Below are 25791 nucleotides of genomic sequence, written 5' to 3' on the forward strand. Positions count from 1 at the left end.
TCTATATAAGAAGAGACAGGAAAAGATCCAGCTAACGCCCGTTAAGATTGGGGTTCACTTCATCGCGGAGAATTGTAGCGAAAACGTTTGCGTGGTGCTCGTAAATTTTCCAGGCAAATGCGCTCTGTGGATAAGTTAGTGCATAACTGGGTATAAGGGCGGGTTTTGCTGTGGAATGCAGCAAACGACACTTTTTGTTGAAAATACCTGTTGCGGGCGGCGCGTAACTCCCTATAATGCGCCTCCATCGACACGGAACATGTGAATCACTTCACAAGGCTTCCGAAGTCAGCAGAAAAAAAACCTAAAATTGAGGTTGACTCTGCAAGAGGAAAGCGTAATATACGCCACCTCGAGTTAGCAAGCGAAAGCGCGTAACTCACTGCTCTTTAACAATTTATCAGACAATCTGTGTGGGCACTCACAAGACGATATCCAGCTGCTTCGGTAGCAAAAAAATATCAAGTCTTGAAGAGTGACCAAGCAATAATTCATGCGAATGAATTATTACGAAAGTTAATTTTCGAGCATCGCTGCACGAGTTGCAGCAAATCAAGCTTTTAATTGAAGAGTTTGATCATGGCTCAGATTGAACGCTGGCGGCAGGCCTAACACATGCAAGTCGAGCGGCAGCGGAAAGTAGCTTGCTACTTTGCCGGCGAGCGGCGGACGGGTGAGTAATGTCTGGGAAACTGCCTGATGGAGGGGGATAACTACTGGAAACGGTGGCTAATACCGCATAACGTCTTCGGACCAAAGTGGGGGACCTTCGGGCCTCACACCATCGGATGTGCCCAGATGGGATTAGCTAGTAGGTGGGGTAATGGCTCACCTAGGCGACGATCCCTAGCTGGTCTGAGAGGATGACCAGCCACACTGGAACTGAGACACGGTCCAGACTCCTACGGGAGGCAGCAGTGGGGAATATTGCACAATGGGCGCAAGCCTGATGCAGCCATGCCGCGTGTGTGAAGAAGGCCTTCGGGTTGTAAAGCACTTTCAGCGAGGAGGAAGGGTTTGGTGTTAATAGCACCATTCATTGACGTTACTCGCAGAAGAAGCACCGGCTAACTCCGTGCCAGCAGCCGCGGTAATACGGAGGGTGCAAGCGTTAATCGGAATTACTGGGCGTAAAGCGCACGCAGGCGGTTTGTTAAGTCAGATGTGAAATCCCCGAGCTTAACTTGGGAACTGCATTTGAAACTGGCAAGCTAGAGTCTTGTAGAGGGGGGTAGAATTCCAGGTGTAGCGGTGAAATGCGTAGAGATCTGGAGGAATACCGGTGGCGAAGGCGGCCCCCTGGACAAAGACTGACGCTCAGGTGCGAAAGCGTGGGGAGCAAACAGGATTAGATACCCTGGTAGTCCACGCTGTAAACGATGTCGACTTGGAGGTTGTGCCCTTGAGGCGTGGCTTCCGGAGCTAACGCGTTAAGTCGACCGCCTGGGGAGTACGGCCGCAAGGTTAAAACTCAAATGAATTGACGGGGGCCCGCACAAGCGGTGGAGCATGTGGTTTAATTCGATGCAACGCGAAGAACCTTACCTACTCTTGACATCCACGGAATTTGCTAGAGATAGCTTAGTGCCTTCGGGAACCGTGAGACAGGTGCTGCATGGCTGTCGTCAGCTCGTGTTGTGAAATGTTGGGTTAAGTCCCGCAACGAGCGCAACCCTTATCCTTTGTTGCCAGCACGTGATGGTGGGAACTCAAAGGAGACTGCCGGTGATAAACCGGAGGAAGGTGGGGATGACGTCAAGTCATCATGGCCCTTACGAGTAGGGCTACACACGTGCTACAATGGCATATACAAAGAGAAGCGACCTCGCGAGAGCAAGCGGACCTCATAAAGTATGTCGTAGTCCGGATCGGAGTCTGCAACTCGACTCCGTGAAGTCGGAATCGCTAGTAATCGTAGATCAGAATGCTACGGTGAATACGTTCCCGGGCCTTGTACACACCGCCCGTCACACCATGGGAGTGGGTTGCAAAAGAAGTAGGTAGCTTAACCTTCGGGAGGGCGCTTACCACTTTGTGATTCATGACTGGGGTGAAGTCGTAACAAGGTAACCGTAGGGGAACCTGCGGTTGGATCACCTCCTTACCTAAAGATATGCAGTTGAGTGCAGTGTCCACACAGATTGTCTGATGAAAAAGTAACGAGCAGAAATACCTTTATAGGCTTGTAGCTCAGGTGGTTAGAGCGCACCCCTGATAAGGGTGAGGTCGGTGGTTCAAGTCCACTCAGGCCTACCAAATTCTTCCTCATACTGCGTTGCTTCCTCACTCGCATATTTCAATATGCGTCGCGAGATCGCGCCTTGTCTGAGAAAGAATTAACTCTTTTACGAGTGGTAATCAAAGGTATCTGCACGGACGTATGGGGCTATAGCTCAGCTGGGAGAGCGCCTGCCTTGCACGCAGGAGGTCAGCGGTTCGATCCCGCTTAGCTCCACCATATAGTCCTTGATAATACTTCAGAGTGTACTGGCAACAGTATGCTGCGAAGTATTTTGCTCTTTAACAATCTGGAACAAGCTGAAAATTGAAACCTGACAGCTGAAACTTATCTCTCCGTAGAACTATTGAGATAAGAACTAACCTGTCAGAGAGTCTCTCAAATGTTTACAGCACGAAGTGCGTCGAAAGACACCTTCGGGTTGTGAGGTTAAGTGACTAAGCGTACACGGTGGATGCCTAGGCAGTCAGAGGCGATGAAGGGCGTGCTAATCTGCGATAAGTGTCGGTAAGCTGATATGAAGCGTTACAACCGGCAATACCCGAATGGGGAAACCCAGTGCAATTCGTTGCACTATCGTTAAGTGAATACATAGCTTAACGAGGCGAACCGGGGGAACTGAAACATCTAAGTACCCCGAGGAAAAGAAATCAACCGAGATTCCCCCAGTAGCGGCGAGCGAACGGGGAACAGCCCAGAACCTGAATCAGGGTGTGTGTTAGTGGAAGCGTCTGGAAAGTCGCGCAGTAAAGGGTGATAGCCCCGTACACTAAAATGCACATCCTGTGAGTTCGATGAGTAGGGCGGGACACGTGACATCCTGTCTGAATATGGGGGGACCATCCTCCAAGGCTAAATACTCCTGACTGACCGATAGTGAACCAGTACCGTGAGGGAAAGGCGAAAAGAACCCCGGCGAGGGGAGTGAAATAGAACCTGAAACCGTGTACGTACAAGCAGTGGGAGCCTTCTTAATGGGGGTGACTGCGTACCTTTTGTATAATGGGTCAGCGACTTATATTTTGTAGCAAGGTTAACCGTATAGGGGAGCCGTAGGGAAACCGAGTCTTAACTGGGCGAATAGTTGCAAGGTATAGACCCGAAACCCGGTGATCTAGCCATGGGCAGGTTGAAGGTTGGGTAACACTAACTGGAGGACCGAACCGACTAATGTTGAAAAATTAGCGGATGACTTGTGGCTGGGGGTGAAAGGCCAATCAAACCGGGAGATAGCTGGTTCTCCCCGAAAGCTATTTAGGTAGCGCCTCGTGAACTCATCTTCGGGGGTAGAGCACTGTTTCGGCTAGGGGGCCATCCCGGCTTACCAACCCGATGCAAACTCCGAATACCGAAGAATGTTATCACGGGAGACACACGGCGGGTGCTAACGTCCGTCGTGAAGAGGGAAACAACCCAGACCGCCAGCTAAGGTCCCAAAGTCATGGTTAAGTGGGAAACGATGTGGGAAGGCATAGACAGCCAGGATGTTGGCTTAGAAGCAGCCATCATTTAAAGAAAGCGTAATAGCTCACTGGTCGAGTCGGCCTGCGCGGAAGATGTAACGGGGCTAAACCATGCACCGAAGCTGCGGCAGCGACGCTTAGGCGTTGTTGGGTAGGGGAGCGTTCTGTAAGCCGTTGAAGGTGGACTGTGAGGTCTGCTGGAGGTATCAGAAGTGCGAATGCTGACATAAGTAACGATAAAGCGGGTGAAAAGCCCGCTCGCCGGAAGACCAAGGGTTCCTGTCCAACGTTAATCGGGGCAGGGTGAGTCGACCCCTAAGGCGAGGCCGAAAGGCGTAGTCGATGGGAAACAGGTTAATATTCCTGTACTCGGTGTTACTGCGAAGGGGGGACGGAGAAGGCTAGGCTAGCCGGGCGACGGTTGTCCCGGTTTAAGCGTGTAGGGGGTGTGACCTGGTAAATCCGGTTGCATATCAACCCTGAGGCGTGATGACGAGTCACTACGGTGGCGAAGTGGTTGATGCCAAGCTTCCAGGAAAAGCCTCTAAGCATCAGGTAACATCAAATCGTACCCCAAACCGACACAGGTGGTCAGGTAGAGAATACTCAGGCGCTTGAGAGAACTCGGGTGAAGGAACTAGGCAAAATGGTGCCGTAACTTCGGGAGAAGGCACGCTGGCGCGTAGGTGAAGAGACTTGCTCTCGGAGCTGAAGCCAGTCGCAGATACCAGCTGGCTGCAACTGTTTAATAAAAACACAGCACTGTGCAAACACGAAAGTGGACGTATACGGTGTGACGCCTGCCCGGTGCTGGAAGGTTAATTGATGGGGTTAGCGGCAACGCGAAGCTCTTGATCGAAGCCCCAGTAAACGGCGGCCGTAACTATAACGGTCCTAAGGTAGCGAAATTCCTTGTCGGGTAAGTTCCGACCTGCACGAATGGCGTAATGATGGCCAGGCTGTCTCCACCCGAGACTCAGTGAAATTGAACTCGCTGTGAAGATGCAGTGTACCCGCGGCAAGACGGAAAGACCCCGTGAACCTTTACTATAGCTTGACACTGAACATTGAGCCTTGATGTGTAGGATAGGTGGGAGGCTTTGAAGTGTGGACGCCAGTCTGCATGGAGCCAACCTTGAAATACCACCCTTTAATGTTTGATGTTCTAACTCGGCCCCGTAATCCGGGGTGAGGACAGTGTCTGGTGGGTAGTTTGACTGGGGCGGTCTCCTCCCAAAGAGTAACGGAGGAGCACGAAGGTTAGCTAATCACGGTCGGACATCGTGAGGTTAGTGCAAAGGCATAAGCTAGCTTGACTGCGAGAGTGACGGCTCGAGCAGGTACGAAAGTAGGTCTTAGTGATCCGGTGGTTCTGAATGGAAGGGCCATCGCTCAACGGATAAAAGGTACTCCGGGGATAACAGGCTGATACCGCCCAAGAGTTCATATCGACGGCGGTGTTTGGCACCTCGATGTCGGCTCATCACATCCTGGGGCTGAAGTAGGTCCCAAGGGTATGGCTGTTCGCCATTTAAAGTGGTACGCGAGCTGGGTTTAGAACGTCGTGAGACAGTTCGGTCCCTATCTGCCGTGGGCGTTGGAAGATTGAGAGGGGTTGCTCCTAGTACGAGAGGACCGGAGTGAACGCACCACTGGTGTTCGGGTTGTCATGCCAATGGCACTGCCCGGTAGCTAAGTGCGGAAAAGATAAGCGCTGAAAGCATCTAAGCGCGAAACTTGCCTCGAGATGAGTCTTCCCTGGGCCTTTAAGGTCCCTGAAGGAACGTTTAAGACTAAGACGTTGATAGGCTGGGTGTGTAAGTGCAGCGATGCATTGAGCTAACCAGTACTAATGATCCGTGAGGCTTAACCTTACAACACCGAAGGTGTTTTGAATTTGAGAGAGAAATTGATTTTCAGCGAAGTTCCTAGATTGGTTCTGATGGCTGTACGCGAGTGAGCGTGAAGCGGTTGGAATGAAACGAATTTGCCTGGCGGCCATAGCGCGGTGGTCCCACCTGATCCCATGCCGAACTCAGAAGTGAAACGCCGTAGCGCCGATGGTAGTGTGGGGTCTCCCCATGCGAGAGTAGGACACTGCCAGGCATCAAATTTGTGTGCTGATATGGCTCAGTTGGTAGAGCGCACCCTTGGTAAGGGTGAGGTCCCCAGTTCGACTCTGGGTATCAGCACCACTTTATTGAAGTAATTGGAAGTTCGGCAAAAAGAATTAAAGAATTTGCTTGGCGGCAATAGCGCGGTGGTCCCACCTGACCCCATGCCGAACTCAGAAGTGAAACGCCGTAGCGCCGATGGTAGTGTGGGGTCTCCCCATGCGAGAGTAGGACACTGCCAAGCATCAATTTAGCAGAAGGCCACCCATGAGGGTGGCCTTTTTGCGTTTAAGCCGTTTATAAACAGCTTACAGAGTCTTTAGCATTGCTCGCTTCTTCTTTCCGGTTATGAAAGATTTTCACCTTTATGTTGAATACTCGACATGGGGTTTAAAAAACGCTATCTTCGGGCATCTAGAAGTCTAAACGTATAAATGGATGTGTGAGGGTCAAGCAATGCCGATTCGTGTTCCTGATGAGTTACCTGCGGTAAATTTCTTGCGCAATGAGAATGTCTTTGTGATGACATCCTCGCGAGCAAAAACACAGGAAATCAGGCCGTTAAAAGTGCTAATCCTCAACCTGATGCCAAAAAAGATCGAAACTGAAAATCAGTTTTTACGGTTACTTTCCAACTCCCCATTACAGATCGATATTCAACTGCTGCGTATTGATTGCCGTGAGTCAAAGAATACACCAGCCGAACACCTGAATAATTTCTACTGTAACTTTGAGGATATTCAGGATGAGAACTATGATGGCCTGATCGTAACCGGTGCCCCACTAGGCCTGGTTGATTTTTGTGATATCGCCTATTGGCCGCAGATTGAACGTGTTATTGCCTGGGCCAGAAACCATGTTACATCAACGTTGTTTGTCTGTTGGGCGGTACAAGCGGCGCTGAACGTTTTGTACGGTATTCCCAAGAAAACGCGTGAGGTAAAGCTTTCGGGTGTTTACCGGCATCAGACACTACAGCAACATGCGTTGCTGACCCGAGGTTTTGATGAGACGTTTCTGGCCCCTCACTCGCGTTATGCGGATTTTCCGACTGATATAATTCGCCAGTATACCGATCTGGATGTTTTGGCGGAGTCCGAGCTTGCTGGAGCGTATCTTTTCGCTAGTAAGGATAAGCGCTTGGCATTTGTTACCGGGCACCCAGAATATGATCCCCTGACGCTTGCAGGAGAATATTGTCGTGATAAAGATGCAGGTCTCAATCCCCCGATCCCACTCAACTACTTTCCTGATGACAACCCGCAACTTCCGCCATTAGCTTCATGGCGTAGCCATGGCCATCTACTATTTTCTAACTGGCTGAATTACTACGTTTACCAGATCACACCGTTCGATCTGCGTCATATGAATCCTACCCTCGAGTAACTTTTCAATCTGCTCTATGACGGCTGAATCGAGACCGTTATAGAGCACTCTGCGATCCCCGCCTCTTTCACTGCATTCTAAAATCAGTAAATCACTTAAAAAACAATTAGATAAAATTAATTCTATTTAATGGAATGTGCTTCCTTGTTTTTAAAATTTGTGCAATTACGTAACTTATTGATAATAAAAAATTAATAAAATTTTAATAAAAAAAATGGAAATCGTTTTTGATTTTTACATTTTGTTAGCTATTCTAAAGTTGGACAGGATAACGACTGACCAGTTTCGGGCCTCTTTTTCACCCTGAATTGTAGTGATTTCCGACAACAATACTTCGACCGGCCGGCATTGACGGTGTGGAATGATGGAAAGGATAAAGACAATGACGCAGCAGGCAACAGGCAGAAAGTTAAGCTTTACGCAGGGTTTCGGTGAAACTGAACGGCAGGTACTCACGGATGATGCAGTCGAGTTCCTGACAGATCTGGTAGTAAAATTTACCCCGCAGCGTGATGAGCTGCTGGCGGCACGTACTGGTTGGCAAGAAGAAATAGATCGCGGTGAACTACCGGATTTTATTTCGGAAACTAATTCCATTCGTAATTCTGAATGGAAAATCCGAGGCGTTCCCAGCGATTTACTAGACCGTCGAGTAGAAATCACCGGCCCGGTTGAACGTAAAATGGTGATTAATGCCTTGAATGCGAATGTCAAAGTCTTCATGGCTGATTTTGAGGACTCATTGGCCCCAAGCTGGGACAAAGTTATCGATGGGCAAATCAACCTGCGTGATGCGGTGAATGGCACCATCTCTTACACCAATGAGACAGGGAAAGTTTACCAACTCAAGCCCAATCCAGCCGTATTGATCGCTCGCGTACGCGGCCTCCATCTGCCAGAGAAGCACGTACAGTGGCAGGGTGAGGCGATCCCCGGTGGGCTGTTCGATTTTGCACTGTATTTCTTCCATAACTATCGTCAGTTATTGGCAAAGGGCAGTGGCCCCTACTTCTATCTGCCGAAAACCCAGTCCTGGCAGGAGGCCGCCTGGTGGAGCGAAGTATTCAGTTTTACCGAGGATCGTTTCGAACTACCGCGCGGCACCATTAAGGCCACCGTATTGATTGAAACACTGCCTGCAGTCTTCCAGATGGACGAGATCCTCTATCACCTGCGCGAGCATATTGTTGGGCTGAACTGTGGGCGTTGGGATTATATTTTCAGCTATATCAAAACGTTGAAAAATCATAGTGATCGCGTCTTGCCAGATCGTCAGTCCGTTACCATGAACAAACCATTCCTCAGCGCCTATTCACGGCTGCTAATCAAGACCTGCCACAAGCGCGGTGCTTTTGCGATGGGCGGGATGGCTGCGTTTATCCCCAGTAAAGATGCGGAACAAAACGCCATGGTATTGGCAAAAGTGCGAGCGGATAAAGAACTAGAGGCGACCAACGGCCATGACGGTACCTGGGTGGCACACCCTGGGCTGGCGGATACGGTGATGGAGGTTTTTAACCGTGTGCTTGGCGATCGCCAGAACCAATTGGACGTATTGCGCGAACATGACGCACCTATTACTGCAGCACAGTTGCTAGAGCCCTGTGACGGTGAGCGGACCGAAAGCGGTATGCGTGCCAACATTCGTGTAGCGGTGCAATACATTGAAGCCTGGATCTCCGGCAACGGCTGCGTACCGATCTATGGCTTGATGGAAGATGCTGCTACCGCTGAGATTTCACGTACTTCTATCTGGCAATGGATCCACCATGAGAAAAGCTTGAGCAATGGTCAACTGGTAACCAAAGCACTGTTTCGCCAAATGCTTAAAGAAGAAATGTTGGTTGTCCGCGAGGAAGTGGGGGAGATGCGCTATCACGCAGGCCGATTCAGCGAGGCTGCACAGCTGATGGAGCGCATCACTACACAAGATGAATTAATCGATTTTCTGACTTTACCCGGCTACGAATTACTGGCCTGAAACCGGTAAATCTGGCGCTTATGCTGGCCACCGTTAGATTGGTGTTGCTCATAAAGTCAGATTCTATCGGTCTGTTGAACCCTACCTCACTAAAAAGGATAAAAATATGACCACCTCTCGTACTCAACAGATCCAACAATTGGAACAGGAATGGAAATCAGCACGCTGGGAAGGTATTACCCGGCCTTATAGTGCCGAAGATGTCATTACTCTGCGTGGTTCGGTTAATCCGGTCTGCACACTGGCGCAAAACGGAGCAGCCAAACTGTGGGAACTGCTGCACGGGAAATCCCGTAAAGGTTATGTCAATAGCCTTGGCGCATTAACGGGAGGTCAAGCACTACAACAGGCGAAGGCGGGGGTAGAAGCGATTTATCTCTCTGGGTGGCAGGTCGCTGCCGATGCCAACACCGCTTCTGCCATGTATCCAGATCAGTCTCTGTATCCGGTAGACTCCGTTCCGGCGGTGGTTGAGCGTATCAACAATACCTTCCGCCGTGCTGACCAGATACAGTGGGCGAACAGGATTGAACCGGGCAGTGAGGGTTACACCGATTATTTCTTACCCATTGTGGCGGATGCAGAAGCCGGATTTGGTGGAGTACTGAATGCCTTTGAACTGATGAAGGCGATGATTGAGGCGGGAGCGGCTGGGGTTCACTTTGAAGACCAATTGGCTGCGGTGAAAAAATGCGGCCATATGGGCGGCAAAGTTCTGGTACCAACCCAAGAAGCGATCCAGAAGTTGGTGGCCGCGCGGCTGGCCGCCGATGTTCTTGGCGTACCCACCTTGCTGATCGCCCGTACCGATGCCGATGCAGCGGATTTACTGACTTCGGATTGCGATCCGTACGATAGTTCTTTTGTGTCTGGTGAACGCACTCCTGAGGGTTTCTTCCGTACACATGCAGGCATCGAGCAGGCGATCAGTCGTGGTCTGGCCTACGCGCCTTACGCCGACCTGGTATGGTGCGAAACCTCTAAGCCTGATCTAGAGGCGGCTAAACGTTTTGCCGATGCGATCCATGCCAAATACCCAGGTAAGTTGCTGGCCTACAACTGTTCTCCGTCCTTCAACTGGAAGAAGAACCTGGACGACCATACTATTGCACGCTTCCAGGATGAACTGTCAGCCATGGGTTACAAGTACCAGTTCATTACGCTGGCCGGGATCCATAGCATGTGGTTCAACATGTTCGATCTGGCCCACGCTTACGCACGTGGTGAAGGTATGAAGCACTATGTGGAAAAAGTGCAACAGCCGGAATTTGCCGCAGTGGAGCGTGGTTACACCTTTGCCTCCCATCAACAGGAAGTTGGGACGGGTTATTTCGATAAAGTGACTACCATCATTCAAGGTGGTGCTTCTTCGGTAACTGCTCTGACCGGTTCTACAGAAGAAGAACAATTCTGATGAATCAGGCTGTGTCCTTTAGCTGTAGGTGAGCACCACGGACAGTTGAGGGACAATGCCTAGGTTTGATTTCTGTGGGCTTGGCAGACCAAGCCCTTGTTTTATTGATTGACGGCAGAGGCAAACAATGGCGGCAAAACTGGAATTGTTGATCGCACAGACGATCTTGCAGGGCTTTGATGCCCAATATGGTCGCTTTCTTGAAGTCACTGCCGGAGCGCAACAACGTTTTGAACAGGCAGATTGGCCCGCTGTTCAGTTGGCGATGAAGCAGCGTATCCATCTTTACGACCACCATGTCGGCCTGGTGGTTGAGCAACTGAAATGCATTACTGGGCAGAAATATTACGATGCGGATTTCCCCAACAGGGTTAAAGCGGTTTATACCGATCTGTTACCCGACTACCCGCGTTTTGAGATTGCGGAAAGCTTCTTCAATTCGGTTTACTGCCGCTTATTCCAACACCGCGATCTCACACCGGAAAAGCTGTTTGTCTTCAGTTCTCAGCCTGAACGGCGTTTTCGCGATATCCCTCGGCCTCTGGCGCGTAATGTCGCCCCAAACGGCGATTTAGCCGGAATGCTGCACAATCTGCTAACCGATTTACCACTGCGCTTGCCTTGGGAGGACCTGCCGCGCGACATCCGCTATATCACCCGGGCCTTAGTACAAACTTTCCACCCGCAACAATTGGCTAGTGCGACTTTCCAGATCGCCAATGAACTGTTTTACCGTAACAAAGCGGCTTGGCTGGTAGGTAAGCTGCGGCTGGCTGAGGGCGTATTCCCTTTTCTACTGCCAATACACCGTAGCGATGCCGGAGAGTTGTTTATTGATACTTGCCTGACCAGCAAGGAGGAGGCCAGCATCGTTTTTGGCTTCGCCCGTTCTTACTTTATGGTGTATGCCCCGCTGCCAGCGGCAATGGTTGAGTGGCTGCGGGAAATTCTGCCAGGCAAGACCACCGCCGAGCTGTACATGGCAATTGGCTGCCAGAAGCATGGTAAAACCGAATGCTATCGCGAATACCTGACCTTTATGGCGCAGTCTCACGAACAATTCATTATTGCGCCGGGCGTCAAAGGTATGGTGATGCTGGTGTTTACATTGCCTTCCTTCGATCGGGTATTCAAGGTCATCAAAGACGAATTTGCTCCGCAGAAAGAAGTGACTCAAGCGCAGGTGATGGCCTGCTACCAGTTGGTTAAGGAGCATGATCGTGTCGGGCGTATGGCTGATACACAGGAATATGAGAACTTCGTGGTAGATAAGGTGCGAATCAGTCCTGAACTGTTAGCAGAGTTGCAGCGTGAAGTACCGGAGAAACTCGAAGATCTCGGCGATCGGATCGTGATAAAGCATTTGTATATGGAACGGCGTATGACGCCGCTGAATCTTTATCTGGAGCAGGCTGACGACCAGCAGTTGCATGATGCCATCGAAGAGTACGGCAATGCCATCAAACAGTTGGCGGCGGCTAATATTTTCCCCGGCGATATGCTGTTCAAGAACTTTGGCGTTACTCGGCATGGGCGCGTGGTGTTCTATGACTATGACGAAATTTGCTACATGACCGAGGTGAATTTCCGCGAGATCCCACCGCCGCGTTATCCAGAAGATGAACTGGCCAGTGAACCTTGGTATAGCGTTTCGCCTAACGACGTTTTTCCCGAAGAATTCCGTCATTTCCTGTGTGGTGACAAACGCATTCGAAACATCTTTGAAGAGATGCATAGCGATCTTTTTGAAGCGGATTACTGGCGTGGTCTACAGCAGCGCATCAGAGAGGGGCATATAGAAGATGTGTTTGCCTATCGCAAAAAACGGCGTTTCAGCCAGCGCTTTCCTGCCGATTATGCAGAAGTTTCCGCAGGCTGAAGTTGGCTCTTGGGGCGCTAACTAAAATGCTATGCAGCAGGCGCCCTGTTCAGCACCAGAAAGTTGGCTGCGCAATGCGCTGAACAGCTCGCGGCCACAACCGACAGCTTGGCTTGACAAGTCGGGGCTGGAAAGCGTGCGCAGAGCCAACTCCTGGTCATCAACCAACAGTTGTAACTCGCCAGTGCGGCCATTCACTCGGATCATATCGCCGTCGTGCACCTTTGCCAGCACGCCTCCCGCATAAGCCTCTGGTGTAACGTGAATAGCCGCAGGCACCTTACCAGAAGCACCGGACAGACGGCCATCGGTCACCAGTGCCACTTTGAAACCGCGATCCATCAGTACGCCAAGTGGCGGCATCAGTTTGTGCAACTCAGGCATGCCGTTGGCCTGCGGCCCTTGGAAACGGACTACCACCACACAATCTTGATCCAGCTTACCGGCTTCGAAGGCAGGCATTATATCGTGCTGGCTTTCAAACACCATTGCTGGGGCTTCGATAATCTGGTTGTCGACGGGCACCGCTGACGTTTTCATCACGGCGCGTCCAAGATTGCCGGAAAGTACTTTGGTTCCACCGTGATGTTCAAACGGCTGGTCGACGCTGGCAATAACGTTGCGGTCTAGCGAACAATCCGCGCCCTCGCGCCAGGCTAACTGACCATTGTCCAGCCAGGGTTCCTGAGTGTAACGCTCGAGGCCAAAACCGGCGATGGTATGCACATCCTGATGCAACAGGCCATTTTTTAACAGCTCACGCACCACCAGCTGTACGCCACCCGCGGCCTGAAACTGGTTTATATCCGCCGGGCCGTTGGGATAGATGCGGCACAGCAAAGGCACGGCGTCAGAAAGCTCAGAGAAATCGTCCCAGTTGATAATGATACCGGCAGCCCTGGCCATGGCGACCATATGCATCGTCAGGTTGGTGGATCCTCCGGTTGCCAATAGCGATACGATACCGTTGACCACCACTTTCTCATCAACCAGTTGGCCGATTGGCAGATAGTTACCGGCAGTTTCAGTCAGGCGAGTCACCTGGCGCGCCGCCGCATCATTCAGCGCGTCACGCAGCGGGGTATTCGGGTGAATAAAAGAGGCCCCAGGCAGATGCAGACCCATGACCTCCATGACCATCTGATTGGTATTTGCCGTTCCGTAGAAGGTACAGGTGCCGATGCCGTGATAAGAGGCGGCTTCTGCTTCCAGCAGGGCGTGGCGATCGGCTTTGCCCTCGGCATACAGTTGGCGTACCCGGACTTTTTCTTTATTCGGTAAACCGCTGCTCATCGGCCCGGCAGGCACAAACACGGCGGGTAAATGCCCGAATGAAAGAGCTGACATGACCAACCCAGGCACAATTTTGTCACAAATGCCCAAGAACAGCGCACCATCGAACATGTTATGCGAAAGGCCAATCGCGGCAGACATGGCAATCACGTCGCGGCTCATCAACGAAAGCTCCATGCCATCTTGCCCTTGCGTCACTCCATCACACATGGCGGGCACCCCACCGGCAACCTGACCCACGGCCCCGACGCTGCGCAGTGCCTGTTTCAAGCTTTGCGGATAGTTTTCATATGGCTGATGGGCGGAGAGCATATCGTTGTAGGCAGTGATAATGGCGATATCACTGCGTACCATATTTTTTAGTGCGTTTTTCTCTTCGGGTTGGCAGGCGGCGAAGCCATGCGCCAGATTGCCACAGGCCAGCTGTGAACGATGTACGGTTTGTGAACGTGCTGTGGAAATGCGCGTCAGATAGACGGAGCGGGTTTTCTTCGAACGTTCTACGATGCGTTGTGTTACGCGTGCCAGAGTGTCGTCAATCATACCGTCCTCACAGTGTGCAACCCTGGCAAACGTTGCCGATGGCCGCAATAGCTTAGTATATTCTAATTGTTACCGGTAACATGTTATGGGTAACATTGTCGAGGTAAGTGATGCCGGTAGCAATCGACTTTATTATCCAGGATCGCTAACTGTGATCGGTTTCATGTTTTTAGCTGGCGGGGAAACAATCTCACTACAGAACATCACAGAAACACAACAGCGATGGTGTGCCTCTCATCCAAAGGGCTCCGTGGATGAGAGGAAAGCGTAGCGCTAACGCACACCGCCATATTCCAGGCTAATTTCTTTCGCGGCGTGGATCACCAAGGCACCCAATTCGGTTACGCGATCGTCAGTCATGCGTGAAACCGGGCCGGAGATGGAGATGGCAGCAAAGGCTTCGCGATGCTCGTCAAAAATGCAGGCAGCTATACAACGTAAGCCGAGAGCATGCTCTTCATCATCGAAGGAAAACCCCTGCTTGCGGATCAGCGCCAATCCTTCCTTTAGATTATGTGGCGTCAAGGTATAAGGGGTATAGGTATGCATGCCTTTTTTATGCAGGAGTTTAGTGACTTGGTCGTCCGGCATGCTGGCCAGAAAGGCTTTACCTGCGCCAGAAGCGTGCATGGGTAGTTTACCGCCGATCGGTGCAGACATGCGCATCAGCGCAGTACACTGGACCTGATCGATAATCACTGCCTGATCTTCAGCCTTGTCCATCACCGCCAGATTGACCGTTTCACCCGATTCCTCCATCAAGCGACGTAGCATCGGGTGCACCATCGCCAACAGATTGCGGCTTTGTAGAAAGCTGCTACCAACGATGAACGCGTGTGCGCCCATGGTCCACAGACCAAGGTCGCCGACCTGGCGCACAAAACCTTGTTGCTGCATGGTGGTCAGCAGGCGGTGGGTAGTGGAGTTAGGCAACCCGGCCTGCTGAGCCAGATCGGTCAATGCGACATTGCCATGTGCTTCGGCAATAAATTCCAGTAATTTCAGACCTCGAGTCAGTGACTGGACCTGTCCCGTCGTGGCACTGGTGGTGGGTGTTGCACTGCGGGGCTTCTTGCCACGTTTGGCGGGTATGGAATTGACCATGATTCACCTTCTATTTTCCGTATGATGGAATTCATTTTCGTTTTTATAGTATGAATTGCAATACACTAATCTGCTCATCCGATCTGTTACCCGATGAACCTGAAAAACTCTCAATACCCGCTCACACCTTTGCCAGCATAACCTGTGCTAGGATGGCAGGCCCCTCATCTTTCAAGTAATGGCCGAGCCGCGACTCGAAAGCTGATGGGTACAGGGCGTTGGCGGATAATCGGGTGTGAAGGGGCTACAGTGATAAATCGAGTGGAACAACTGCGTCAGCAGTTAGCGCAGCGTATTTTAGTGTTGGACGGCGGTATGGGAACCATGATCCAGAGCTATCGGCTGGAGGAAGCGGACTACCGTGGTGAACGTTTTGCTGATTGGCAAAGCGATCTGAAAGGCAATAATGACCTGCTGGTGCTTACCAGACCGGAAGTGATTACCGCAATCCACAATGGTTATCTGGCCGCAGGTGCCGACATCATTGAAACCAATACTTTCAACTCAACAACCATTGCCATGGCCGACTACCATATGGAGTCGCTCTCTGCCGAGATTAACTATCAGGCAGCCGTGTTAGCCCGTGCCTGCGCCGATGAGTATACCGCACTCACCCCAGAGAAACCGCGCTATGTTGCTGGCGTTCTGGGGCCAACCAACCGCACCGCGTCAATTTCGCCAGACGTTAACGATCCGGCATTCCGCAATGTCTCTTTTGATCAACTGGTAGACGCTTATCGCGAATCAACCCGTGCGCTGGTGGAAGGCGGTGTCGATCTGATCATGATCGAAACCATCTTCGATACTCTGAATGCCAAAGCTGCCGCCTTTGCGGTGGAAACCGAGTTTGAAGCGTTAGGTATTACGCTACCAATCATGATTTCAGGTACGATCACCGATGCCTCGGGGCGTACTCTTTCCGGCCAGACTACGGAAGCGTTCTACAATTCGCTGCGCCACGTCAAGCCGCTGACCTTTGGTCTTAACTGCGCCTTGGGTCCGGATGAACTTCGCCAGTACGTGGCTGAGTTGGCACGCATCTCCGAAAGCTACGTGACAGCCCACCCCAATGCCGGTTTACCCAATGCGTTCGGCGAATATGACCTCGATGCTGAGGAAATGGCCAGGCAGGTAGGGGAATGGGCACAAGCCGGTTTCTTGAACATCATCGGTGGCTGCTGTGGCACGACCCCAGCGCATATTGCTGCGATGGCTAAAGCGGTTGATGGTGTGCCGCCACGGCAACTGTCGCAGTTACCCGTTGCTTGCCGGCTGTCCGGCCTTGAACCGCTGAATATCGATGCCAAGTCGCTGTTCGTCAACGTAGGTGAGCGCACTAACGTCACCGGTTCCGCGCGTTTCAAACGGCTGATCAAAGAAGATAAGTACAACGAAGCGCTGGCCGTGGCGCGGCAACAGGTAGAAAGCGGCGCACAGATTATCGACATCAATATGGATGAGGGGATGCTCGACGCTGAAGCAGCGATGGTGCGTTTTCTCAACCTGATTGCAGGTGAACCGGACATCGCCCGCGTGCCGATCATGATCGACTCATCCAAATGGAGCGTGATCGAAAAGGGTCTGAAATGTATTCAGGGCAAAGGGATCGTCAACTCAATTTCGATGAAGGAGGGCGAGGAAGCCTTTATCCAGCATGCCAAGCTGGTGCGCCGCTATGGTGCAGCGGTGGTGGTCATGGCATTCGACGAAGTGGGCCAGGCCGATACCCGCGAGCGCAAGTTCGAGATTTGCCGCCGTGCTTACCACATCCTGACCGAACAGGTGGGGTTCCCACCAGAAGACATTATTTTTGACCCGAATATTTTTGCTGTGGCGACCGGTATCGAAGAGCATAACAACTATGCCGTCGACTTTATCGAAGCCTGTGGTGACATTAAAACTCATCTACCGCATGCCATGATATCCGGCGGAGTGTCCAACGTATCATTCTCTTTCCGCGGAAACGATCCGGTGCGTGAAGCGATCCACGCAGTATTTTTATACCACGCGATTCGTAACGGTATGGACATGGGGATCGTCAACGCCGGGCAATTGGCGATCTACGATGACTTGAGTGCAGAGCTGCGTGAAGCGGTAGAAGATGTGATCCTCAACCGTCGCCAGGATGGTACGGAGCGTTTACTGGAGCTGGCAGAGAAATTCCGTAGTAGCAAAGACAGCGAAGTGGCGATACAGCAGGCTGAATGGCGAGGCTGGCCGGTAGACAAGCGCCTGGAATACTCGTTGGTCAAAGGGATCACTGAGTTCATTGAATTGGATACCGAAGAGGCACGTCAGCAGGCAGAACGGCCGATTGAAGTGATCGAAGGGCCGCTGATGGCCGGAATGAACGTGGTAGGCGATCTGTTCGGCGAAGGGAAAATGTTCCTGCCTCAGGTGGTGAAGTCCGCGCGGGTGATGAAACAGGCGGTGGCTTATCTTGAGCCTTATATTGAAGCCAGCAAAGAGAAAGGCACAACGGCGGGCAAAATTCTGCTGGCGACGGTGAAAGGTGACGTGCACGACATCGGTAAAAACATCGTGGGTGTGGTGCTGCAATGTAATAACTACGAAATCATCGATCTGGGCGTGATGGTACCGACCGAAAAAATCCTGAGAACCGCCCGCGAAGAGAAAGTGGATATTATCGGCCTATCCGGCCTGATCACCCCTTCGCTGGATGAAATGGTCAACGTTGCCAAAGAGATGGAGCGGCAGGGCTTTACCTTACCTTTACTGATTGGTGGCGCGACGACCTCCAAGGCGCATACCGCGGTGAAAATCGAGCAAAACTACAGCGGCCCGACAACTTACGTGCAAAACGCATCACGCACCGTCGGCGTGGTGGCTGCACTGTTGTCTGATAACCAGCGGGATGAGTTCGTTGCCCGCACGCGGAAAGAGTATGAAACCGTGCGTATCCAGCACGGGCGTAAGAAACCGCGCACTCCGCCGGTCAGCCTGCAACAGGCGCGGGAAAACGCCATGGTGCTGGATTGGGAAAACTACCAGCCACCGGTGCCGAAAAAATTGGGCGTATTCCCGGTGGAGGCCAGCATTGACACGCTGCGCCACTACATCGACTGGACACCGTTCTTTATGACCTGGTCGCTGGCGGGTAAATATCCGCGCATTCTGCAAGATGAAGTGGTAGGGGAAGAAGCTAAACGCCTGCTCCAGGACGCTAACCAGATGCTGGATAGCCTGGCAGCCAATGCTAGCCTTAACCCGCGAGGCGTCTACGGCCTGTTCCCGGCCAACCGCGTGGGCGATGATGTGGAAGTCTACCAGGACGAAAGCCGCGAACAGGTGCTGGTGGTCAGCCATCATCTGCGGCAACAGACGGAAAAAACGGATTTCGCCAACTACTGTTTGGCGGATTTTGTGGCGCCTAAAAGCAGCGGTAAAGCTGACTACTTAGGTGCTTTCGCCGTCACTGGGGGGCTGGAAGAGGATGAACTGGCGGCGGCTTACGACGCCAAGCATGATGATTACAACAAGATCATGATTAAAGCCCTATCCGATCGTTTGGCGGAGGCGTTTGCTGAATACCTACACGAACAGGTTCGCAAGCAGCACTGGGGTTTTGCCGCAGATGAAAATCTGAGTAACGAAGAACTGATCCGTGAGAATTACCAGGGTATTCGCCCTGCACCAGGCTACCCTGCTTGCCCGGAGCACACCGAGAAGGCGGAAATCTGGCAGTTGCTGGATGTTAACCGCCATACTGGTATGAAACTGACGGAGTCCTTTGCCATGTGGCCAGGCGCGGCGGTTTCTGGTTGGTATTTCAGCCACCCTGAGAGCAAGTATTTCGCGGTGGCACAAATCCAACGTGACCAGGTGGAGGATTACGCGCTGCGCAAGGGGATGAAAGTCGCCGAAGTGGAGCGCTGGTTAGCCCCAAATCTGGGGTACGATGCGGATTAGTGGCAAGTTGCCTATGTGTTGATTGGAGGCTGTTGTTGTTATCCGACGGCCTCCACATCAATATGCAGTGCATCATAACGCCAGTATTCCAGATCGCAATCGATCACACGATCGTGCTGATCGCGATTGATCCGGGTAATAAACAATGCAGGGCTGCCTGAAGCGACTTTCAAGGCTGATGCGGCTTCCTGTGTCAAAAGCGTGGGCAACATATCAAAGCGCACCCTGCCATAGTCAATGCCAAAGCGTTCCGCGTACATTGTGGTTAACGATTGGGTCAGATCCGCCTGCAGAATGCCGCAAAAAAATGCCGGGTTGAGATAGTGCTCACAGTAAAGCACCGCGCGGCCATCAATATGCCGCAGACGGCGGATGCGGTATACCGGTGCCGCCTCAGGCAGTTCTAACCGTTTGGCTATGAGGTTGCTGGCAGTTATCGTACTGGCGTCGATCACCGAGGTAGCCGCTTGTCGCCCCTGTTGTTCGGCCATGGCGTGAAAATGGCTGCGCTCCAGCGGGTTATAACGCAAGCGCGGAGGCGAAATAAACCAACCGCGCCGCATCTGGCGGTAAATAACCCCTTGAATTTCGAGTTGACCCAGCGCCTCCTGCAGAGTGATACGGGTTGTAGAAAACTGTTCACTGAGCGTGCGTTCTGAGGGTAATCGACCGTTTGCCGTGAATTCCCCCGCGATAATCCGAGCGTGCAGTCTCTGACCGATAGTGGCGACGGTGGTTGCTACTTCACTCATTCAACATTTCCCTCAGTTGGACAACGCACGAATAGAAGCGCTGTTTTTTTGGCTGACATCTAACTTTCACAATTGTTCGCTAGATTGGCTTGGTTAGCCCTGGACTAGTCCAGAAACATTACACTACCACACCACTCGGAGCATCAGTTATGAGACGTTTGTGCGCTTCTGTGTTAACCAGTGCCATTTTGCTGACCAGCCAGATGAGCTGGGCCGCCGATAGTGATTTAGCCACACTGATCCAAGCCGCCAAGCAGGAAGGCGAAGTCAACAGTATCGGTATGCCTGATACCTGGGCCAACTGGAAAGGAACCTGGGCTGATTTGTTGAGCGAATACAACCTGAAGCATCTCGATACCGACATGAGCTCGGCACAGGAGATCGCTAAATTTGATGCTGAGAAAGGCAATGCAACGGCCGATATTGGTGATGTTGGTGCGGCTTTCGGTCCGATTGCGGTACAAAAAGGGGTGACTCAGGCATACAAGCCGACAACCTGGTCACAGATCCCTGATTGGGCAAAGGACAAAGATGGGCACTGGGCGTTGGCCTATACCGGTACTATCGCTTTTATCGTCAACAAGCAGTTGGTGAAGGAGATCCCCCACAGTTGGGCCGATCTGCTGAAAGGTGATTACCATGTAACCATTGGTGATGTTGGGACCGCATCACAGGCCGCCAGTGGGGTACTGGCTGCGACCTACGCGATGGGGGGCGACGAGAAAAACCTCAAACCGGGGTTGGAGTTTTTTGGCAAGTTGGCCAAGGCAGGGCGCCTTAGTTTGAGTAATCCTGCAATCTCCTCATTGGAAAAAGGTGAAGTACAGGTGGGGGTTGTCTGGGATTTCAACGGTCTGAACTATCGCGATCAAATCGACAAAACCCGTTTCGAAGTGTTGATCCCATCTGACGGCTCCATTACTTCCGGTTACACCACGATCATCAACAAGTATGCCAAACACCCTAATGCGGCCAAGCTGGCGCGCGAGTATATTTTCTCAGATGCAGGTCAGATTAACCTGGCCGATGGTTATGCGCGCCCGATCCGTGCTGAACACATTACCTTACCGGATGAGGTAAAGGCCAAACTGTTGCCAGCAGAACAGTATCACAAGGCACACCCTATTGCCGATCCGTCCGAATGGGAGCAGAGTGCCAAAGCGCTGCCGCGTCTGTGGCAGGAAAACGTCATTATGTTTATGCAACAGTGAGTTAATACATAATGAAGACAATCCTCGTACTGCTGGATGGCCTCAACTATCAGGTTGCGCATGATGCCATGGGCTATCTGCAGGCCGAATGTGCGGCAGGGCATGGCCGGCTATATCTGATGGAGAGCGAGCTACCCTCGCTCTCGCGCCCACTGTATGAATGCATTCTCACCGGCGTTACGCCAGTGGAAAGTGGCATTGTACATAATCAGGTAGCGCGGTTATCACGCCAACAAAGCGTATTTCATTATGCGCACTCCGCCGGGCTGACTACCGCAGCGGCGGCTTACCATTGGTTCAGTGAGCTCTATAACCGAACGCCGTTTGATGCTGCGCGGGATCGCCATACCAATGATCCCGCATTACCGATCCAGCATGGTCACTTCTACTACGACGACCGCTATCCTGATTCACATCTGTTTGATGATGCTGAAAATCTGCGCCGTTGCTATAACCCGGATTTTCTATTGATCCATCCGATGAACATCGACGATGCCGGACATCGCTTCGGCCTATCTTCGCCGCAGTATCGTAATGCGGCACGTAATGCAGATGGTTTGCTGTCTCACTATCTCGCCAGTTGGCTAGAGGCAGGGTATCAGGTGATGGTCACTGCCGATCATGGCATGAATGACGATCGTAGCCATGGCGGCATCCTGCCGGAAGAGCGTCAAGTGCCGCTGTTTGTGTTTGGTGCTGCGTTTAGCCTTAACGATGCTAACCCACAGCAGACGGAGTTGTGCGGCACGCTGTGCGAACTGCTGCAAGTACCTCACGACAAACCTCGCTGCCGTGGGTTGCTGCTATGAAGGTTAATGATGAAAGCTAAGTGGATCGCGGCGCTGTGCTTGTTGCCATTTATCCTGTTGTTTAGCGCGTTTCAGATCGCCCCAATGATCTGGATTGCGGTCAGCAGTTTCTTTAGTACTAGCAGCGGTTGGGGCTGGGGTAACTATGTGGATGTGCTGACCTCGCCATTCTACTTGCAGGCATTTCAATTCTCGTTAGAGATTTCACTGTGGTCGAGCGTTTACGGCCTGGCGATCGCATTAGTGGGTAGTTACTCACTTCGCCGCTTAGGACCTACCAGGTTGCACGATTTTGTTATGTCATTTACCAACATGACCAGCAACTTTGCCGGGGTACCATTGGCGTTTGCGTTTGTCATCCTGCTTGGCCTGAATGGTTGTCTGACGTTATTGCTGCGCCAATATGGCTTGATGGAAGGCTTTAATCTCTACTCAAAAACCGGGTTGATTGTGCTTTACACCTACTTCCAGATCCCACTGGGTGTGCTGTTACTGTACCCGGCTTTCGATGCGTTACGTGAAGACTGGCGTGAGTCTGCGGCACTGTTGGGGGCCGGTCCATGGCACTTCTGGCGCTATATTGGCCTGCCAGTTTTGGCTCCGGCGCTGATGGGGACGTTTGTCATTCTGCTTGCCAATGCTCTGGGGGCTTATGCGACGGTCTATGCGCTAACTACCGGTAATTTCAACGTGATCCCGATCCGTATCTCGGCGTTGGTTGCCGGGGATATTTCTCTCGATCCGAATTTGGCTAGCGCACTGGCGATGCTGCTGGTGGCCATATTGGTATTTATCACCGTGGTGCATCAATGGTTACTGCGCAGGGGGTATGTTAATGCACGCTCTTGATTTAGAAGAGGTTACCCATGCTGCGTGTTGAAATGCTCTATCACCGCATAGTGGTAGCGCTTTTGTTTGTGATTTTACTGCTGCCCCTGGCGGCAACGCTGATCTACGCATTGGCTACGCAGTGGGGCGCTACTATCCTGCCCGATGGCTTTACGCTGAAGTGGTTTGCCGCATTGTGGAGCGACCCGCGTTTTCTGCAGGCGCTGTGGCATTCGCTGATCATCTGCTTTGGCACGCTGGTGCTGGCCGTGGTGGTGATCCTGCCGGTCATGTTTGTGATTGCTTACTATTTCCCGCGTCTGGATGCGGTGATGAATGTACTGATCCTGCTGCCGTTTGCCGTGCCGCCGGTGGTCTCTTCCGTCGGTTTGATGCAACTGTTTGCCACCGATCCCTTGCCACTGCTTGGCACGCCGTGGATTTTGATTGGTTGCTATTTCACTATCACGCTGCCGTTTATTTATCGTGCCATCAGCAACAATATGCAGGCGATCAACTTGCGCGATCTGATGGATGCGGCGCAGTTGCTGGGGGCTAGCACCTGGCAGGCAGCATTGCTGGTAGTGCTGCCAAATTTACGCAAGGGAGGGATGATTGCCGTGCTGTTGTCGTTCTCATTCCTGATTGGCGAGTTTGTATTCGCTAACCTGCTGGTGGGCAGCCAGTATGAAACTTTGCAGGTTTATCTATTCAATAAACGCAGCGGTAGCGGCCATTTCAGTAGTGCATTGGTCATTTCCTATTTCGCCGTGGTGTTGTTTGTCACCTGGCTGGCGAATCAGCTAAATAGACAGAAGGGTTAATCATATGGCATATCTCAGCGTTACCCGTCTTAACAAGCACTACGGTGATACACAGGTCTTTCACAACATTGACTTCAGCGCTGAAGAAGGGGAGTTCGTCACCCTGCTGGGGCCCAGCGGGTGCGGAAAGTCTACTTTACTGCGTTGCCTGGCAGGGCTGACGCCAGTCGACGGTGGGCAAATTTTGTTACAAGGGCAGGATCTGGTGCCCCTGTCTCCCCAAAAGCGCGGTATTGGCATGGTATTTCAAAGCTATGCGTTATTCCCCAACATGACCGTGGAGGAGAATGTCGCTTTTGGCCTCAAAATGCAGAAATTGCCGGGCGCGCAGACCCGCGAACGGGTTCTGGAAGTGTTGGCCTTGGTGGAGTTGACCGAGTTGGCAAAGCGATACCCACACCAGCTTTCGGGGGGGCAATGCCAACGTGTGGCATTGGCGCGCTCACTGGTCACCAGGCCGCGCCTGCTGTTGCTGGATGAACCCCTCTCTGCTCTGGATGCCCGCATTCGCAAACATCTACGTGAACAAATCCGCCGCATCCAGCGTGAGTTAAACCTGACGGCCATTTTTGTTACCCACGATCAGGAAGAGGCGCTGACGTTATCTGACCGTATTGTTCTAATGAACAAAGGGGAAATCGTACAAAGCGATAATGCGGAAATCCTCTATACACAGCCGAGCAGTGCTTTCGCTGCCGGCTTTATCGGCAGTTATAACCTGTTGTGCGCTGACCAGGCACAGGCATTGACCGGGCAAGTCTTCAACGGACAAGTTGCTATTCGCCCAGAATCGATCCAGTTTTTACCTGCCGGGCAGGGCATTGACGCCGTTATTGTCAGCCACAGCCTGTTGGGGAATGTGGTGCGTTATCGTGTGCAAGCCTGTGGCGTTGAGTTATTGGTAGACGTGCTTAACCGCTCGGTGGCCGATTTACGCCCCGACGGCAGCAAGATCGGGTTGCAATGGGAAGCGGTTACTTTGCGTGAAGTGGCATGAGTTGGCGCTACCTCGCCAAACATGAAATGAGCGGGCGCGTTAATTCACGCCCCCGCTCCGCTGAGCAGGGTCACTCTTTTTTCTTGATAGGACGGCCGGACCAGTAACCTGCCAGTAGTGAACCGGACAGGTTGTGCCATACCGAAAACAGCGCCCCTGGCAGCGCCGCCAGCGGCGAGAAGTAGATCTTGCCCAGAGTTGCAGCCAACCCGGAGTTTTGCATACCGACTTCAATGGCGAGTGTACGGCAGGTTGATTCATCAAACCCGAACAGCTTGCCACCCCAGTAGCCACTCAGTAATCCGATACCGTTATGCAGGATCACTGCGATAATCACCACTAACCCCACCGAGGCAATATGGCTTTGGCTGCCCGCGACGACGGCACTGATAATCGCTACGATACAGACCATAGACAGTGCGGGTAGATAGGGTTCAACACGCTTGACCGTTTTGGTGAAAGTGTGATGGATAATCAGACCCAGCCCGATAGGGATCACTACAATCTGCAGGATACTCAGCAGCATTCCCATGATGTCAACGCTGATCTTGGCATCGACATACAGACGCGTCAGCAAAGGGGTAGCAAAAACGCCAACCAGCGTAGATACGGCAGAAATAGTCACAGACAGAGCCACGTCACCTTTAGACAGGTAGATCATCACGTTGGAGGCGGTACCGCTGGCTACGCTGCCGACCAATACCATCCCGGCGGAAAGGTCTGGCGGCATACGGAAGAGCATCGCCAGGAGCCAGGCAGCCAGCGGCATAATCAGGTAATGCAGAAAGATCCCCGCCGCTACCGGGCCAGGGCGTGACAACACGCGTTTGAAATCTTCTAGGCGCAGCGTGACACCCATTGCGAACATGATCAGCATCAACAGCGGGCTGACATATGGGCTGATACCGGTAAAAGTCGCCGGTGTGTAGTAGGCAGTAATAGAGAGCAGTACAGCCCACAACGGGAATAAGCGCGTGATTTTTGCCAGCATGAATATGGTTATCCTTAGCCAATATTGAACGTG

General features: G+C 52.1%; 14 protein-coding genes, 3 tRNA genes and 4 rRNA genes. 17 read left to right on the plus strand and 4 right to left on the minus strand.

All coding sequences use genetic code 11. The annotated features are described in order from the left end of the window. Nucleotides 1–561: 561 nt before the first annotated feature. The 11 genes from SAQUA_RS01795 (at nucleotide 562) to aceK (ending at nucleotide 12476) form a co-directional block, all read left to right on the plus strand. Nucleotides 562–2104 (plus strand): 16S ribosomal RNA (locus tag SAQUA_RS01795). Nucleotides 2105–2179: 75 nt separating this feature from the next. Continuing rightward, nucleotides 2180–2256: transfer RNA gene (locus tag SAQUA_RS01800), tRNA-Ile, on the plus strand. A gap of 126 nt (nucleotides 2257–2382) precedes the next feature. Beyond that, nucleotides 2383–2458, plus strand: a tRNA-Ala gene (locus SAQUA_RS01805). A 208-nt stretch (nucleotides 2459–2666) separates the two neighbouring features. Continuing rightward, a 23S ribosomal RNA gene (locus tag SAQUA_RS01810) occupies nucleotides 2667–5576 on the plus strand. Nucleotides 5577–5692: 116 nt separating this feature from the next. Continuing rightward, nucleotides 5693–5808: ribosomal RNA gene (rrf, locus tag SAQUA_RS01815) — 5S ribosomal RNA — on the plus strand. A 13-nt stretch (nucleotides 5809–5821) separates the two neighbouring features. Continuing rightward, nucleotides 5822–5897, plus strand: a tRNA-Thr gene (locus tag SAQUA_RS01820). 47 nt (nucleotides 5898–5944) lie between these two features. After that, nucleotides 5945–6060: ribosomal RNA gene (gene rrf, locus SAQUA_RS01825) — 5S ribosomal RNA — on the plus strand. The 16S, 23S and 5S rRNA genes sit together here with 3 tRNA genes alongside, the layout of an rRNA operon. Nucleotides 6061–6272: 212 nt before the next feature. Then, entirely contained in the window at nucleotides 6273–7202 is a 930-nt protein-coding gene (gene metA / locus SAQUA_RS01830) for a homoserine O-succinyltransferase (protein WP_380677214.1), read from the plus strand. A 382-nt stretch (nucleotides 7203–7584) separates the two neighbouring features. Further along, nucleotides 7585–9183, plus strand: a complete 1599-nt coding sequence (aceB, locus tag SAQUA_RS01835; protein ID WP_380677216.1) for a malate synthase A — start codon at nucleotides 7585–7587, stop codon at nucleotides 9181–9183. A gap of 106 nt (nucleotides 9184–9289) precedes the next feature. Beyond that, nucleotides 9290–10597 carry an isocitrate lyase gene (aceA, locus tag SAQUA_RS01840; protein ID WP_380677218.1) on the plus strand — a complete coding sequence of 436 codons (1308 nt, stop codon included), beginning with the start codon at nucleotides 9290–9292 and terminating at the stop codon, nucleotides 10595–10597. Nucleotides 10598–10724: 127 nt separating this feature from the next. Next, nucleotides 10725–12476, plus strand: a complete 1752-nt coding sequence (gene aceK / locus SAQUA_RS01845; protein WP_380677220.1) for a bifunctional isocitrate dehydrogenase kinase/phosphatase — start codon at nucleotides 10725–10727, stop codon at nucleotides 12474–12476. A gap of 21 nt (nucleotides 12477–12497) precedes the next feature. Here the strand turns inward: aceK and edd are convergent, their stop codons facing one another. Then, entirely contained in the window at nucleotides 12498–14312 is a 1815-nt protein-coding gene (gene edd / locus SAQUA_RS01850; protein ID WP_380677222.1) for a phosphogluconate dehydratase, read from the minus strand. A 273-nt stretch (nucleotides 14313–14585) separates the two neighbouring features. Continuing rightward, nucleotides 14586–15416, minus strand: coding sequence for a glyoxylate bypass operon transcriptional repressor IclR (iclR, locus tag SAQUA_RS01855; RefSeq protein WP_380677224.1), 831 nt, complete (start codon nucleotides 15414–15416; stop codon nucleotides 14586–14588). Nucleotides 15417–15620: 204 nt separating this feature from the next. Here iclR and metH point away from each other — a divergent pair, with 204 nt between their 5' ends. Further along, nucleotides 15621–19346: a methionine synthase gene (gene metH, locus SAQUA_RS01860; protein ID WP_380677226.1), complete on the plus strand. Its 3726-nt coding sequence runs from the start codon at nucleotides 15621–15623 to the stop codon at nucleotides 19344–19346. A gap of 38 nt (nucleotides 19347–19384) precedes the next feature. Here metH and SAQUA_RS01865 read toward each other — a convergent pair whose 3' ends face one another. Beyond that, nucleotides 19385–20098 carry a UTRA domain-containing protein gene (locus SAQUA_RS01865; RefSeq protein ID WP_380677228.1) on the minus strand — a complete coding sequence of 238 codons (714 nt, stop codon included), beginning with the start codon at nucleotides 20096–20098 and terminating at the stop codon, nucleotides 19385–19387. A 149-nt stretch (nucleotides 20099–20247) separates the two neighbouring features. Here SAQUA_RS01865 and SAQUA_RS01870 point away from each other — a divergent pair, with 149 nt between their 5' ends. The 5 genes from SAQUA_RS01870 to SAQUA_RS01890 are packed head-to-tail and all read left to right on the plus strand — an operon-like array spanning nucleotide 20248 to nucleotide 24767. Further along, nucleotides 20248–21309, plus strand: a complete 1062-nt coding sequence (locus SAQUA_RS01870) for an ABC transporter substrate-binding protein (RefSeq protein ID WP_380677230.1) — start codon at nucleotides 20248–20250, stop codon at nucleotides 21307–21309. Between the two features lie 11 nt (nucleotides 21310–21320). Beyond that, nucleotides 21321–22118, plus strand: a complete 798-nt coding sequence (locus tag SAQUA_RS01875) for an alkaline phosphatase family protein (protein ID WP_380677232.1) — start codon at nucleotides 21321–21323, stop codon at nucleotides 22116–22118. A gap of 9 nt (nucleotides 22119–22127) precedes the next feature. After that, nucleotides 22128–22967: an ABC transporter permease gene (locus SAQUA_RS01880; protein ID WP_380678208.1), complete on the plus strand. Its 840-nt coding sequence runs from the start codon at nucleotides 22128–22130 to the stop codon at nucleotides 22965–22967. Nucleotides 22968–22984: 17 nt separating this feature from the next. Continuing rightward, nucleotides 22985–23770: an ABC transporter permease gene (locus tag SAQUA_RS01885; protein ID WP_380677234.1), complete on the plus strand. Its 786-nt coding sequence runs from the start codon at nucleotides 22985–22987 to the stop codon at nucleotides 23768–23770. 4 nt (nucleotides 23771–23774) lie between these two features. After that, nucleotides 23775–24767: an ABC transporter ATP-binding protein gene (locus SAQUA_RS01890; RefSeq protein WP_380677236.1), complete on the plus strand. Its 993-nt coding sequence runs from the start codon at nucleotides 23775–23777 to the stop codon at nucleotides 24765–24767. A gap of 70 nt (nucleotides 24768–24837) precedes the next feature. On the opposite strand, the gene panS is transcribed toward SAQUA_RS01890, so the two are convergent. Next, the gene (gene panS, locus SAQUA_RS01895; RefSeq protein WP_380677238.1) at nucleotides 24838–25758 is read right to left on the minus strand and encodes a ketopantoate/pantoate/pantothenate transporter PanS; all 921 of its coding nucleotides are present in this window, start codon (nucleotides 25756–25758) and stop codon (nucleotides 24838–24840) included. Nucleotides 25759–25791: the final 33 nt, after the last annotated feature.

Source organism: Serratia aquatilis, from assembly GCF_044865145.1.
GTDB classification, from domain to species: domain Bacteria; phylum Pseudomonadota; class Gammaproteobacteria; order Enterobacterales; family Enterobacteriaceae; genus Chania; species Chania aquatilis.